The following is a 14,428-nucleotide window of genomic DNA, read 5'->3' on the forward strand; positions in this document are numbered from 1 at the left end:
AACATAAGGAGTTATCTATGGATGATAAGCAATACCATCCATCCAACTCTGGGGAGATGCAGTCTTCTACACCTGTTCATGATGAACGGGCTGTATTTAGAAAACGAGTGTTAAAAATCGGTGGTGCAGTTACTCTCGTGTTGGTGGGATTGTTTACACTACCTATTCCTTTTGGATCCTTAAAAATTATAGGATCGGATAAGGTAACTGTACAAGATGTAATGGTAGCAGGGGATATTCATGAACCTGTAAATATATTGCAAATTAGTACAGAGAAATTAAAAACTAGATTGGCGAAAGACTTACGGGTTGAAGAGGCCCAAATTAGTTATCAATTGCCATTTACAATGGTTGTACGTGTCATAGAACGCAAGGCTGTTGCAGTTGTACCAGCTCAGTTTGGTTATTTAACACTTGACAGTAAAGGTCAAGTGATTGCATCAGAGCCTGCAATACAAGATACGTCGGTACCGATGATATCAGGCGTTAAGGCGGGAAATATTTTGTTAGGTGATACCGTTGTGGATAAGCCCATTTTGGCGGCTCTTGAATACTTGAACTCTCTTGATGAGAGCACCTTCAAGAATATTGCAGAAGTCAATATAGGAGATCCTGATGCAATAATGGCTTATACCGTATCGGGGGTGCAAATTAGATTAGGGGATAGTAAAGACTTACCTAAAAAAGCCGAGTTAACTCAGTCCATGTTACAAGATATTAAGACAACACATAGTAATGTACAATATATAGATGTTAATGTTTCATCGCCATATATAAAAACTGATGTAATACCGGAAGTTAAAAAGCATCAGCCTGGAACAAAGAATACAGAAGATTCATCTACTAAGAAGGATGATAAAAAACAAGATAAGCAAGGTCATGTTGAAGATAAAAGGTAGATGATTGTCGTGAGACACGAACGGTGGGCAATAGCCTTAGTCAGTTGTATATTGGGTTTCATGGTTGTCACCCAATATAAGATGACTCAAGATAATATAGAAGAAAATATCCGTTTACAACGAGCTGGTGATTTAGCTGTACAATTGCGAGAGGCCCAAAGTGAACGTGATGCATTGTTAAAACAAATAGAAGAGCTTAAACAGTCTGGTGCTACTGGCAATGTTAAAGCAGACGAACAGTTGATGATGAAAGCTGCTTTAACTAATGTTAAAGGTACGGGTGTTAGTGTATTAATCGAGGATAGCTTAAAGCCAATTCAAAGTGGTGAAAATCCTAATTTATATGTAATTCATGATGAAGATATTTTACGTATTGTTAATGAATTGCGAGCTGGTGGGGCTGAGGCGATAGCTATCAATGATCAACGTCTCATAGGGACTTCTGAAATACGATGCTCTGGTCCAACTATTACCGTGAATGGTAAGGTTTTTGGGGCTCCTTTTACAGTTAAAGCGATTGGTGATCCAAAAACATTAAATTCTGCGCTCACCATGCGAGGCGGTGTGGTAGATTCCTTGAAACACTGGGGCATAAAGGTAACCATAAAGGAAGAAAATGAAATAGCTATTCCAGCTTTTACAGGAACCTTCAGAGAAGAGCATATAAAGCCTAATGAAACAGGAGGTAAAGAATGAATATTTATATCTTTGCCATTGTTGGTCTAATTGTAGGTACTACATTAGGGTGGCTTTCACCATTTCATATACCTATAAGTTATGCAAATTACACATCAGTCGCTGTTCTGGCTGCACTAGATGCTGTATTTGGTGGTAGCCGTGCTGCATTGGAACGAACCTTTGATCTTAGTAATTTTGTGCTTGGGTTCTTTTCAAATGTTGTGTTAGCTGTTATTCTTGTATATGTAGGTGACCTCATAGGAATTAACCTATATTACGTAGCTCTTATTGGCTTTGGATTGCATGTATTTATTAATGTAGGCGCTATACGAAAGATTATTATGACTAAGCGATTCTAATAAATCACATTCTATATAGTGGAAAGTTTTTAAATTTTAGTGTAAAATAAATGTAATTGTTATAAGATTGTCAGTATATAAATCGATACATTGGGACGTATATTGATACGATAGATAACGATAAGAGGAGGAAGTTCAATGTCTGATTTTGCAAATATTAAAGTTATCGGTGTTGGTGGCGGCGGTAATAACGCTGTTAATCGCATGGTAGATAGCGATCTTAAAGGTGTTCAATTTTTATCCGCTAATACTGAAAGCCAAGTGCTTGAATTATCTAAAGCGGATGTAACGATTCAAATTGGCGAGAAGGTTACAAAAGGTCTTGGTGCAGGCGCAAATCCACAAATCGGTGAAGAGGCTGCTCAAGAAAGCCGCGAAGAAATTATAAAAGCTCTTGAAGGTGCTGATATGGTATTCGTAACTGCTGGTATGGGTGGTGGTACTGGTACAGGTGCTGCTCCTATCGTTGCAGAATGTGCTAAAGAAATCGGTGCATTGACAGTCGGCGTCGTTACTAAACCGTTCGCATTTGAAGGTAAACGCCGTCGTGCACAAGCGGAAAAAGGCATTGAATTCTTGACTCAAAAAGTAGATACTATTATCGTTATTCCTAATGATAAATTGTTGCAAGTTGTAGATAAAAAATGTTCCTTAAGCGATGCATTCCGTACAGCTGATGATGTACTTCGCCAAGGTATCAAGGGCATTTCAGACTTGATTCAAGTTCCTGGCTTGATCAATCTTGACTTTGCAGATGTTAAAACTATCATGACTGAACAAGGCGAAGCATTGATGGGGATTGGCGTTGGCGAAGGTGAAAACCGCGCTGCTGACGCAGCTAAAATGGCTATTAATAGCCCATTGTTGGAAACATCTATCGATGGTGCAAAAGGCATCTTACTCAATATTTCCGGTAGTGCTAACTTAAGCTTGTTTGAAATTAATGAAGCTGCCGAAATTATTTCTGAAGCGGCGGATCCTGATGCAAATATTATCTTCGGTTCCGTTATCGATGAAAGCTTAGGCGATACAGTTCAAATTACTGTTGTGGCAACTGGTTTTAATTCAAATACTAAGAATGTACCTGAATTCGGTAAAACAACAACTACATCCCGTCCGGCATCCACTACAAATACTAACAGTGGTATCCCTGATATCCCTGTATTCATGAAACGCTAATTTATAGATTGTATAATTACTATACCTATCGATTAGTAACTTATTAAGACATACCGTTGGTATGTGTATAGGAGGTAAAAATGAAGAAATTAGTATTATTAACTTTAGCAGCTACAGTTGTAGCCGGTAGTGCATTTGCTGCAGCTCCTGTAACGAAAATTAGTGATGGATCCACTAAGGTACAAGCTGATTATGCTTTTAAACAACACGTATCTAATGGTGGTGGCAATAGTAATGATGGTTTCGGTGTTTCTTTACAACACGACCTTTCCAATAAAGCCGCATTACAATACTCTTACGATAAATTAAATGCAAAAAATGGTGATATTAAAGATCATCAATTAGCATTGGTTTATAAAGTACATCCAAATGTAAATTTATATGGTGCAGGTACTGCGATTCGTACAAATGATACTGAACTTGGTTTCCAAGCTGGTGTTATCGGTCATGTACCTTTGACTAATAAAGTAAACGGCTTTGCTAAGGCTGGTTGGGGTAATGATATTAAGCAAACTTATCAAGTAGGTGCTCAATATGAAGTACGCCCTGATGTAGATTTGAATGTATACTATGGCTATGATAAATATAGTGTAGATAGCAATGATAAAACTGCAAAAGGTTTACACGCTGGTGTAGGCTATTCCTTCTAAGGATGATGATGACCACTCTTTTGAGTGGTCTTTTTTTATATATTTACTGTTTTATTGTATATTTGTTAATTATTTTTCCTAAATAAGGTACTTAATATATTCTATATATATTTAATAAGTGGTGAGTTACTAATAGTTAGTTAAATCTTCTATGTATACAATATATTTACTGAATATACGTTGTATATTTAAATTAGTTTAGGTATGATAAATATGTAATATTCATTTCAGATAGGATGGTGCTAGTTATGACAAGTGTTGCTGCAAAGCATGCAAAAGGAAAAAAATTAAAAGACGTAATCTTCGTAACTGCTGGCCAAGCTCAAGCCGATGCTAAAGAAAATGGCCGTGAGAATGTTGTAAATGGTACTTTGGGTGCTATTCATGATGAAGAGGGAAACTTAGTTTTTCTTAAGACCGTTAAAGAAGAATATTTGAGTCTTTCGGATTCTGAACATGTTGGTTATGCACCAATTGCGGGCATTCCAGATTTTTTGTGTGCTGCTGAAAAAGAATGTTTTGGTAATTTCCGCCCAGAAGGACATATTCGTAGCATTGCTACCGCAGGTGGCACTGGTGGCATTCATCATTTGATTCATAACTATACAGAGCCTGGTGATGAAGTATTAACAGCGGATTGGTACTGGGGTGCATACCGTGTTATTTGTAGTGATACTGGACGTACACTAGTTACGTATTCCTTATTTGATGAACATAATAACTTTAATCATGAAGCATTCCAAAATCGTGTAAACGAATTGGCGGCTAAACAAACAAATGTGGTTGTTATCTTTAATACACCTGGTAATAACCCAACCGGCTACTCTATTGAGGATAAAGATTGGGATTCTATCCTTAATTTCCTGAAGGATTTAGTTGCTATTGGTCGAAATAATGTGATTATTGGTATTGATGTAGCATATCTTGATTACTCTGGTGAAAAAGATGAGGTACGTGCGTTCTTCAATAAATTTAGTCATTTACCAAAAGAAATTCTCACCTGTGTGTGTTATAGCTTATCTAAAGGATTTACTATGTATGGTCAGCGTGTTGGTGCGATGATTGGGATTTCTGACGATGAAGAAATAGCTGATGAGTTTTTCGAAGTTAACAAATCTACAAGTCGTGCCACATGGTCCAATATTTGTCGTCCTGCAATGCGTGCAATGGCTAATATTGTGGCTGATTCAGCTAAGTTTAAGGAATATGAAGCTGAACGCAATTGCTATTATCAATTAATTCGCGATCGTGCTGATATCTTTAAACAAGAAGCAGCACAAGTGGGTCTTCCCATGTTACCTTACCGTGGTGGGTTCTTTATTACAATCCCTACAGACTCTGCAAATGCTATCTGTGAAGAGTTGAAGAAAGAGCATATCTATGTAATTGCATTAGCAAATGGTATTCGTATAGCTGCCTGTGGTATTCCTAAAAAGCAAATGACAGGACTCGCAGGAAAAATTTATACTGCTATGAAACGTCTTGGTAAATTATAATCGATAAGTAAAACTTATACTAAAAGCTGCTTGATCCATATATCAAGTGGCTTTTTTCTATACATATATCATTAAAACTAATTATTCTTAATATATAAAATCTTGTATAGTTAAAGGTAGCATATATGAAGTTTTTGTTTGTTGAGGTATTTTATGCAACATTATATACGGACAATGGGTATAACATTAGTTATATGTATTGGTATTTTTCTGGCCTCTCTCGTTATAGGTCGTTTTTTCATTCCTATAGATCAGGTAACTAATATTTTATTATCTAAATTTTTAGTATTACCCATCACTTGGGATGCATCTATGTACAATGTGGTTATGGAGATACGATTGCCCCGTGTATTAGGGGCTATTGCTGTAGGTATTGCATTAGCCGTTTCTGGTGCCGCCTACCAAGGGGTATTCCGTAACGATTTAGTATCTCCAGATTTATTAGGTGTATCACATGGCGCTAGTGTAGGTGCATGTATAGGCATACTATTACACTTTTCGTTATATGGCGTTGCCATACTAGCCTTTATGGGTGGTATTTTGGCGGTTTGTTTAACCTTGTTATTGCCTAAATTGATTCAGAATCAATCGCGTATCGTTCTAGTATTATGTGGTATTATCGTTTCTGGATTTATGGCTGCTATAATTGGTTTGCTTAAATATATTGCAGATCCTGATACAGAGTTACAAGATATTGTTTATTGGCAGTTGGGAAGCCTAGCAAAGGTTACGTGGGATAATTTACTTTATGTATTGCCTATTATTATCATAGGCACAATCGCAGTATTAGCTTTAAGATGGAGACTTAATATTTTGTCTCTTTCTGATCAAGAGGCTCAAAGTTTGGGCGTTAATGTCAATCGAGAGCGACTAGTTATTATTGGAATCTCTACATTACTTACAGCTGCTGCTGTATGTCTTAGCGGCACTATTGGCTGGGTTGGTCTTGTTATACCACATTTATCTAGAATGTTAGTAGGTAATGATCATAAAAAATTAATTCCTGCTACGATTTTAGTGAGTGCTTCTTTTTTGATGATTGCTGATTTATTTGCTCGTTCCTTAACAACTGCAGAGATTCCACTTGGGATTTTATGTGGTTTTATTGGAACACCGTTCTTTGCATGGGTATTATATAAACAACGGAGGTACTTCTAATGGATTCATTTGAACTCGTCGTTGATTCTATATCATTTGCCTATGATAAGAACCAACCTAATATTTTTAGTGATTTATCCTTCTCTGTAAAAGCTGGTGATGCATTGGCGTTACTAGGTAGGAATGGGGTAGGCAAATCTACCTTATTAAGCTGTTTAATGTGCTTTAATCATGTTCAACAAGGACATATTTATTGTAGTGGTGTAGACTTAATGACTGCATCAATCAAGGAACGGGCCAAGCTAATTGCTTTTGTACCACAGATTATTGGGGCTGATATAGCTTATACGGTACGAGATTATATCTCCTTTGGTGCTACCTTGCGAACGGGCATGTTCTCATCTCCAGGTAAAGAGGAATTTGAAAAAACAGATTCTATTATGGACATGCTTGGTATTACGGCGTTAAAGGACAAACCATGCCGTGATTTAAGTGGTGGTCAACGGCAATTAGTTGCTATAGGTCGTGCCTTGTTACAAGATACACGCTTATTACTTATGGATGAGCCTACATCTGCTTTAGATATACGTAATCAGGTTATTGTTTTAGAAACAATTGATCAATTACGCGCCCAAGGATATGCTATTATTTTCACTACACATTTACCGGAACAGGCGTTGTTGTTAAATAGCCGTGTTGGTTTATGTCGTGGTGGAACTATAGATTTTTATAATTCTGTTAGTGATGTGACCTTAGAAGCGCTCGAGGAGATTTATAAGACTAAGCTAAGCTTATTCTATAGCGATACAGTTAATCGTACTGTATGTGTTATCCCTCAATTAGGTCAGAAAGGAATGTAAGTATGAAGCGTATTATTGTATTTTTATTAGCCCTTATGACGGCTCTATTCATGTTAGCTGGATGTGGCACAGAGAATGCATCACAAGGTAATCAATCTGCTACGCGTGTAGTAAAGGATATCGATGGAACAGATGTAACAATTCCTAAAGATATAACAAAGGTTGCCGATTTATGGCATGCCAATAATCAAGTTGTATTGATGCTTGGTGGTGCGGATAAATTAGTGTCTACCACAACTTCTGTTCAAGGCTTGCCTTGGTTCGCTAAAGTGTACCCACGCATTAAAGAAATTCCAGCACCTGTAAAAGGTACTGATGTACAAATGGAAGAAATCCAAAAATTAAAACCTCAAGTTGTATTAGCAAGTAATAAGAATCAAATTGAAATGGCGCGTAATGCAGGGATTCCAGCAGTTCGTGTAAACTTCCAAGACTATGATGGATTATGTAAAGTTATTAATATTACAGCTGAAGTATTAGGTGATAAAGCCCCTGAAATGGCAAAACAATACCTAGCTTACTTAGATGGTAAAATTAAATTTGCTGAAGATAGAACAAAAAGTATTGATGATGCTAACCGTCCATCTGTATTACATATTGTAGGTGGAGACAACTTATTAAAGGTTGATGGCGATAAAACAATTATCAATGAATGGATTCGTTACGCTGGTGGTAAAAATGCCATCACTACTAAAGGTTCTCAAATTACTGTAACAATGGAAGAAATCGTTAAAGCTAACCCTGATATTATCATTATTGGTGGTACACAATCACGCAAAGGTATTGAAGCGATTAAGAATGATCCACAATGGGCAAGCCTTAAAGCAGTACAAAACGGTCGTATTTACAGCAATCCTGTAGGTACTTTCAACTGGGATCGTTACAGTGCTGAGTCTGCATTACAAATCTTATGGGCAGGTCAAATCATACAACCTCAATTATTTAATGATATTGATTTAGTGAAAGAAACAAAATTATTCTATAAGACTTTCTTACGCTATGATTTATCTGATGCTGAGGCACAACGTATTATTGCTGGAGAAGGACCTCAATAGAAATATTGATACTAGTCTAGTAATATATTTTATTTATTTAGAAGCGAAAATAGTAAAAATAAAAATCAAAAGCGTACGCATTAGGAAATATCCTTCATGCGTACGCTTTTGTAGTCTTAGTGAATATCTTTATGTTCTTTAATATCTTGGTCAGCTTCTTTAGCTAAATCTTCTAGAGCTCGTTTAGGAGCGGTCCTTTCACCTGTTTCTGGGTCTACAAATTCAACGCGATCCAAGGTGCTTGTAATTTGACCACGAATGAAGCTTAAGTAGATTTCGTATAATTCTTTTTTTTCTGCTAATTCCTCTGGTGTTAATTCTTGCCCAGATTTTTTCTTTGCAGCTAGTTCATTTATTCGTTTTAATGTATCGTTAATATGACTCATATGCGCCTCCTGTATTCTATATTAGAATAGCATGTTTTATTATAACATAGAACTTAATGAATACGTATGGTAAGATATAAGTTGTACGCGTCTGTACTTTCACAGGTGAGAAAGGAGAACTGTATGCGTGTAACAAAAGCGATAAAGGCAGAGCAGTTGAAACTGTTACAAGAGCATTATTTTGATGCAAAACCTGCCCTTGAGTATACAAATGAATTTGAATTATTAGTTGCTGTAGTTTTGTCTGCACAATGTACGGATGAACGAGTTAATATTGTTACTAAACGATTGTTCCCAGAACTTAATCATCCTGCAAAGATGCTTGCAATCGGAGTTGCTAAGTTAGAGACTCTCATTAAAGATTGCGGCCTTTATAAGTCCAAGGCAAAAAACTTAATTGCTACTTGTCAAATTTTAGTTGAACAATATCATGGAGAGGTGCCTCGTGAGTTTGATCAACTCGTTGAATTGCCTGGTGTGGGGCGTAAAACAGCAAATGTTGTGGTATCCGTTTTATTTGGTACACCAGCCATTGCGGTAGATACACATGTATTTCGCGTGTCTAACCGATTAAAATTAGGTATTGCTAAGACGCCGGAAGAGATGGAACAAAAGTTACAAAAGGCAATTCCAAAAAAGGACTGGGCTGCTGCACACCACTGGTTAATCTATCATGGCCGTAGAGTGTGTAAGGCTCGTAAGCCTTTGTGTAATGAATGTTTTTTAAATCATCTATGTCCTTCAGCCGGAAAGGTTTAATATGAAAGTAAATAACGAAGAATTTATTGCCCTTTGTGCTAATCATGGTATTGAGGGAATTGATATTGTAAATGAGTTAATGCGTTTTAAAGTGCTAGATCAATTGATTTCTAGTAATGCTAGCTCCCGTGAGTGGGGTGTAACGGCAGATGATTTATATGCGTTAGCAGAAAAATCCACAGTAGAATCCTTTGGTCCTGTACCATATGATTTGAATACATTCCAAGCTCTTTATGGACCATCCTTTAGAGTGGAATTGTTTGATTTTATTAGTGACACAGGCATTTTAGAAGGTCTAGATGTAGGCACTATTTGGGAAATTCCTGTTCGTGAAAGTATCGAAGCTCATAGTAAAACGGGAGAATTGGTTCTGTATGCTTATGTAGAAGAATATGCAGGCATGGTTGAAGAGATTCTTCAATCTTATGAAGATAAAAAAGTCGTTCTGTATACGGCATCTCCCGTGTGTTATAGCATTTTGACACGTTTATATCCGATGGCTCAAATCATTAATCAATGGCCTCATCGTAGCTATTTTGACCATATCTTTACAGGCACAGTTGGTATGTTCCAATCCTCTGAAGATATTGTAGAAGAGGTCGCTAACGGATTACATAACTTGGTTCCAGAAGGGACTGCTCAATTATTCTTACCTGCTACAATGGCACAAAATCAATTGGGCTTAAATAATATGGCGTTGCAATTTTTCTTGAACCAAAAACGAGTAGAAGCTATACGAGAATGGACTCCATTAGGGGCTTATGAAATCGTATATGGTAAATACGATGTAAAAAAAATGCGTGTTGGTCTTCGTGAACGTGTAGGGGATGAGTGGAAAACAATTAATTATATTCCATTACCTCATGGCGTATTTGCGCAATTGCCAGTATTTACGGTATTAAATTATGGCTTGTCCTTGCGCTCTATTTTGTTGCCCGGCGGTCAAACGGACGTAGCCTTAGGTCAAGATGGTATTTATTGCATTGATAGCCGTGTATCTGAATTAGGTCGCACTGCTCTTATTGAAAGTGGAGCTTATTTTCTTACTTTTAAACGTCATACTGATTATATTGATGTAGATATTACGACAGAAGCGCCTGTAGATGATATGTACTGGATGTTCCCAGATGCTGAATTAGCATATATGTGGTATGCCTATTTCTGCAGCACTACGGGTCAAACATTGATTCAAGAAATCTCCATGCTCGTTCAAACAGATGAATCCTTTGGCTATATGCTTAGTAGCGTACGTCGTCGCGTATTAGATGTAAAGGATGAAGCCCAACTAATTAAATCTGTACAGGCTGCTGACGAGGCATATATCAAGGCTGTTACGGAGGCTACAAGGAGTTGGAAAGAGACCGTAGATTCATTAGGTGCACAAGTTATGCCACCTACAGCTTCTATTGATATTGAAGATTATAGTGACTATAAAAAAGAATTGTAAATCATATAATTTTGGTTTAAAATATATCGTATCCTAAAAAATATAAACTACTAAATATAGTAGATACGAAACATAGCATATGAATATGTAAGAAAGGAGGACCTATGGCAGTTATTAATTTTGAAATCTTCAAGGTTATTGGTACTTTATCTGAAGATAAAGATGGTTGGAAAAAACAATTAACATGTACTAGTTGGGGAAAATACAATCCTAAGTTTGATCTTCGTGCTTGGGATAGTGAATATACAAGCATGAAAAAAGGTATTACCCTTTCTTTAGAGGAGCTTATTGCATTGCGTGACATCCTCAACGAAAGTGACTTGGAAGCTATTTTAGCTGAGGCTATTGAAGAAAAGCAAGCGTCCAAGGAATAGTATTGGTTACTTGCATTTGTGCAGGTGTCATGCTATAATCTATAAGAATAATATTGATTGCTGGAAAGAGGTGTATAGAATGAAACAAGGTATTCATCCAGACTATAAAGAAGCTACAGTAACTTGCGGTTGTGGCAACACATTCAAAACTGGCTCTGTAAAAGAAGACCTTCGTGTAGACGTTTGCTCCAAATGCCATCCGTTCTTCACTGGTCAACAACGTGCGGCTCAAGCTCGTGGTCGTATTGAACAATTTAACAAACGTTACGGCAAATAATTTGTTTTGTAATGTAACATGTATTGGCAGGGCTGTTGGCTCTGCCTATATTTGTTTATGAGAGGAGATCTTGTGAACAGAGAACGTATAAAAAAGTTTGTCGGAGGACAGGCTGTGATCGAAGGTGTCATGATGAGAGGCCCTGGCTATACGGCAACTGCCGTACGTGAGCCTGCGGGAACTATTGTAGTTCAAAAAGAAGCTACAAAGTCCATTGCTGACACATATCCAATATTGAAAAAACCATTTCTTCGTGGCTGTGTAGCTCTCTATGAATCTCTAGTGATAGGCATGAAGGCTTTATCCTTCTCCGCTAAGGCTGCTGGCGATGAAGAGGAAGAAATGTCTAATAGTGAAATCGCCATTACCATGGTCATTTCTACACTGTTTGCGATAGCTGTGTTTTTGGCATTGCCTACATTTATCGTAAAATTCATTCCTGGTGTACAGGATAATCATATAGTATTAAATCTCATTGAAGGTGTCATTCGTTTAGTACTTTTCTTACTTTATATTTGGGGGATTGGTCTTACGAAGGATATTCAACGAGTTTTCCAATATCATGGGGCAGAGCATAAAACGATTCATACTTATGAATTAGATTTGCCTTTAACTGTAGAAAACGTTCGCCAACAAAGTCGCTTACATGCGCGATGTGGTACAAACTTCTTACTTATTGTTATGGTAGTTAGTATCTTTGTATTTGCTTTCTTGGGTTGGCCCAATTTGTTGGAACGTATCGTGAGCCGCGTACTCCTTATGCCTGTAGTAGCTGGTATTGCGTACGAGGTGATTCGTCTTGCTGGACGTAGCGATCATTCTTTTGTGAAAGCTCTTATTAAACCAGGTCTTGCGTTACAATATATGACAACGCGTGAACCAGAAGATGATCAAATTGAAGTTGCTATACGAGCTTTAGAAGAGGTCCGTCCGCCTGAGAGTGACGCATATGAAGAGGAATAAACATGTTAGTTGATAAATTACAAGTTATTGAAGATAAATTTATGGATCTTGAGCAGCGTATTAGTGACCCAGAGGTCATTGCTCGCCAAGATGAATGGCGTAAATTGACCCGTCAACATGCTCAATTATCTGAAACCGTTGAAACGTTCCGTACTTACAAAAAAGTTTTATCTGGTATTGATGAAGCTATGGAAGTTATTGAAGATAAATCCATGGACGAAGAATTCCGAGAAATGGCTCAAGAGGAATTGAAAGAGTTAAAACCTCAAAAAGAGGAATTGGAAGAAAAGTTGCAAGTTCTATTATTGCCTAAGGATCCTAATGATGATAAAAATATTATCATTGAGATTCGCGGGGGCGCTGGCGGTGATGAAGCTGCATTATTTGCAGGCGACTTGTTCCGCATGTACACAAAATATGCGGAAAGCCAAGGCTGGCGTTGTGAGATTATCGATGCTAATGAACCAGAGCTTGGTGGCTTTAAAGAGGTTATTTTCTCTGTGGATGGTGAAAATGTATACTCTAAAATGAAATTTGAATCTGGTGTACATCGTGTACAACGTGTACCGGCTACAGAAACACAAGGCCGTGTACATACATCTACAGTTACAGTAGCCGTATTGCCAGAGATGGAAGATGTTGATATTGAAGTTAATGAAAAAGATTTAAAAATTGATACATATCGTGCGAGTGGTGCCGGTGGTCAGCATATCAATAAAACTGAGTCTGCTGTTCGTATTACACACTTACCATCTGGTATCGTTGTAGCATGTCAAGATCAACGATCTCAATTACAAAACCGTGAAAAAGCTATGCGTGTATTGCGTGCTAAGTTACAGGATCAAGCTGAACAAGAGGCCATTTCTAGTATGGCTGCAGATCGTAAGAGTCAAGTCGGCACAGGTGATCGTAGTGAACGTATTCGCACCTATAACTACCCACAAGGTCGCGTCACAGATCATCGTATTAATTTAACATTATATAAATTAGATGCTATTTTAAATGGCGATCTTGATGAAATTATTCAAGCCTTAAATGCTGCAGACCAAGCGGCAAAAATGCAGGAGGCTAATACAAATGCATAAGGAGATTTGGACAATCGGTCGTATTCTCCAGTGGACAGAGCAGTACTTTCAAAGCAAGGAGATGGATACACCTCGACTTGATGGGGAAGTACTGCTTTCTCACGTTTTAGGTAAAGATCGGATTTATCTATATACCCATTATGACCAACCGCTTATTCAAGACGAGCTCGATGCCTTTAGGCCTCTCGTTCAACAACGGGCTAAGGGGCATTGTGTAGCGGCTATCATTGGGGAAAAGGACTTTATGGGGTTGACCTTTAAGGTGAATGATAAGGTATTGATTCCACGACCTGATACGGAAACCTTGATTGAGCATGTACTAGGTACTTATCCAAAAGATAGTAATGTGCGTATTCTTGATGTATGTACAGGCCCTGGGACAATATTACTAAGTCTATTACATTATTTGCCAAATGCTAGTGGTGTTGGTTTAGATATCTCTACAGATGCTTTACCGGTGGCACGCGAAAATGGTGAGTCCTTTAATTTAGCTGACCGAGTACAATTTATGGAATCAGATATGTTCTCCACTTTATATGGAAAAGAGAAGAAATTTGATCTTATTGTTTCTAATCCTCCATACATTCGAACTGGTGATTTAAAGATGTTGTCTCCGGATGTATTAAATGAGCCTCATATTGCATTATTTGGTGGAGAGGATGGACTTCAATTTTATCGAATCTTAGCTAAAGAATGTAGAAATTATTTAAACGCTAATGGCCGTGTGGTGTTTGAAATAGGCTTTGACCAAGCAAAAGAGGTAGGTGCTTTATTGCAAGAAACAGGTCAATATTCGAATATTCAATTTATAGCTGACCTCGGTGGTCATAACCGCGTAGTGACAGCTGTATATGAGGGCTAAT

Annotated in this window: 17 protein-coding genes; 16 read left to right on the top strand and 1 reads right to left on the bottom strand. The window is 37.6% G+C overall.

Going from position 1 to position 14,428, the window contains the following annotated elements; all coding sequences use genetic code 11:
- The first annotated feature begins 17 nt into the window (after positions 1-17).
- From ACMKPP_RS06235 to ACMKPP_RS06275, 9 genes are all read left to right on the top strand, one after another.
- Positions 18-899 carry a cell division protein FtsQ/DivIB gene (locus tag ACMKPP_RS06235; RefSeq protein WP_021148270.1) on the top strand — a complete coding sequence of 294 codons (882 nt, stop codon included), beginning with the start codon at positions 18-20 and terminating at the stop codon, positions 897-899.
- Positions 900-1,595, top strand: coding sequence for a DUF881 domain-containing protein (locus ACMKPP_RS06240; protein ID WP_060919741.1), 696 nt, complete (start codon positions 900-902; stop codon positions 1,593-1,595).
- Positions 1,592-1,936, top strand: a complete 345-nt coding sequence (locus ACMKPP_RS06245; protein WP_004696202.1) for a small basic family protein — start codon at positions 1,592-1,594, stop codon at positions 1,934-1,936. The genes ACMKPP_RS06240 and ACMKPP_RS06245 overlap by 4 nt, the downstream gene beginning before the upstream one ends.
- 138 nt (positions 1,937-2,074) lie before the next feature.
- Positions 2,075-3,115, top strand: a complete 1,041-nt coding sequence (ftsZ, locus tag ACMKPP_RS06250) for a cell division protein FtsZ (RefSeq protein WP_004697140.1) — start codon at positions 2,075-2,077, stop codon at positions 3,113-3,115.
- 80 nt (positions 3,116-3,195) lie between these two features.
- Positions 3,196-3,765: an outer membrane beta-barrel protein gene (locus ACMKPP_RS06255; protein WP_004696198.1), complete on the top strand. Its 570-nt coding sequence runs from the start codon at positions 3,196-3,198 to the stop codon at positions 3,763-3,765.
- 248 nt (positions 3,766-4,013) lie between these two features.
- Positions 4,014-5,261, top strand: coding sequence for an aminotransferase class I/II-fold pyridoxal phosphate-dependent enzyme (locus tag ACMKPP_RS06260; RefSeq protein ID WP_195395119.1), 1,248 nt, complete (start codon positions 4,014-4,016; stop codon positions 5,259-5,261).
- 153 nt (positions 5,262-5,414) lie between these two features.
- Entirely contained in the window at positions 5,415-6,419 is a 1,005-nt protein-coding gene (locus tag ACMKPP_RS06265) for a FecCD family ABC transporter permease (protein ID WP_060919739.1), read from the top strand.
- Positions 6,419-7,219, top strand: a complete 801-nt coding sequence (locus ACMKPP_RS06270) for an ABC transporter ATP-binding protein (protein WP_060919738.1) — start codon at positions 6,419-6,421, stop codon at positions 7,217-7,219. Before ACMKPP_RS06265 ends, ACMKPP_RS06270 begins: the two co-directional genes overlap by 1 nt.
- A 2-nt stretch (positions 7,220-7,221) precedes the next feature.
- Positions 7,222-8,274: an ABC transporter substrate-binding protein gene (locus ACMKPP_RS06275; protein WP_418369472.1), complete on the top strand. Its 1,053-nt coding sequence runs from the start codon at positions 7,222-7,224 to the stop codon at positions 8,272-8,274.
- 116 nt (positions 8,275-8,390) lie between these two features.
- On the opposite strand, the gene ACMKPP_RS06280 is transcribed toward ACMKPP_RS06275, so the two are convergent.
- The gene (locus tag ACMKPP_RS06280) at positions 8,391-8,660 is read right to left on the bottom strand and encodes a DUF896 domain-containing protein (protein ID WP_060919736.1); all 270 of its coding nucleotides are present in this window, start codon (positions 8,658-8,660) and stop codon (positions 8,391-8,393) included.
- Between the two features lie 123 nt (positions 8,661-8,783).
- Here ACMKPP_RS06280 and nth point away from each other — a divergent pair, with 123 nt between their 5' ends.
- The 7 genes from nth to prmC all read left to right on the top strand — a co-directional run bounded on the left by nth (position 8,784) and on the right by prmC (position 14,427).
- Positions 8,784-9,419 carry an endonuclease III gene (gene nth, locus ACMKPP_RS06285; protein ID WP_060919735.1) on the top strand — a complete coding sequence of 212 codons (636 nt, stop codon included), beginning with the start codon at positions 8,784-8,786 and terminating at the stop codon, positions 9,417-9,419.
- A gap of 1 nt (position 9,420) precedes the next feature.
- Complete coding sequence (locus ACMKPP_RS06290; RefSeq protein ID WP_279007572.1) at positions 9,421-10,866, top strand: hypothetical protein; 1,446 nt, start codon at positions 9,421-9,423, stop codon at positions 10,864-10,866.
- A 104-nt stretch (positions 10,867-10,970) separates the two neighbouring features.
- Complete coding sequence (locus tag ACMKPP_RS06295; RefSeq protein WP_004696187.1) at positions 10,971-11,240, top strand: YdbC family protein; 270 nt, start codon at positions 10,971-10,973, stop codon at positions 11,238-11,240.
- Between the two features lie 79 nt (positions 11,241-11,319).
- Positions 11,320-11,517, top strand: a complete 198-nt coding sequence (gene rpmE / locus ACMKPP_RS06300; RefSeq protein WP_004696185.1) for a 50S ribosomal protein L31 — start codon at positions 11,320-11,322, stop codon at positions 11,515-11,517.
- Between the two features lie 57 nt (positions 11,518-11,574).
- Positions 11,575-12,480, top strand: coding sequence for a DUF1385 domain-containing protein (locus tag ACMKPP_RS06305; RefSeq protein ID WP_008601206.1), 906 nt, complete (start codon positions 11,575-11,577; stop codon positions 12,478-12,480).
- A 2-nt stretch (positions 12,481-12,482) separates the two neighbouring features.
- The gene (gene prfA / locus ACMKPP_RS06310) at positions 12,483-13,565 is read left to right on the top strand and encodes a peptide chain release factor 1 (RefSeq protein ID WP_004697261.1); all 1,083 of its coding nucleotides are present in this window, start codon (positions 12,483-12,485) and stop codon (positions 13,563-13,565) included.
- A complete protein-coding gene (gene prmC, locus ACMKPP_RS06315) occupies positions 13,558-14,427 on the top strand; it encodes a peptide chain release factor N(5)-glutamine methyltransferase (RefSeq protein WP_279007575.1) in 870 nt (289 codons plus the stop codon). Before prfA ends, prmC begins: the two co-directional genes overlap by 8 nt.
- The last annotated feature ends 1 nt before the right edge of the window (position 14,428 follow it).

The organism is Veillonella parvula (assembly GCF_048309325.1).
Lineage (GTDB): Bacteria > Bacillota > Negativicutes > Veillonellales > Veillonellaceae > Veillonella > Veillonella parvula_T.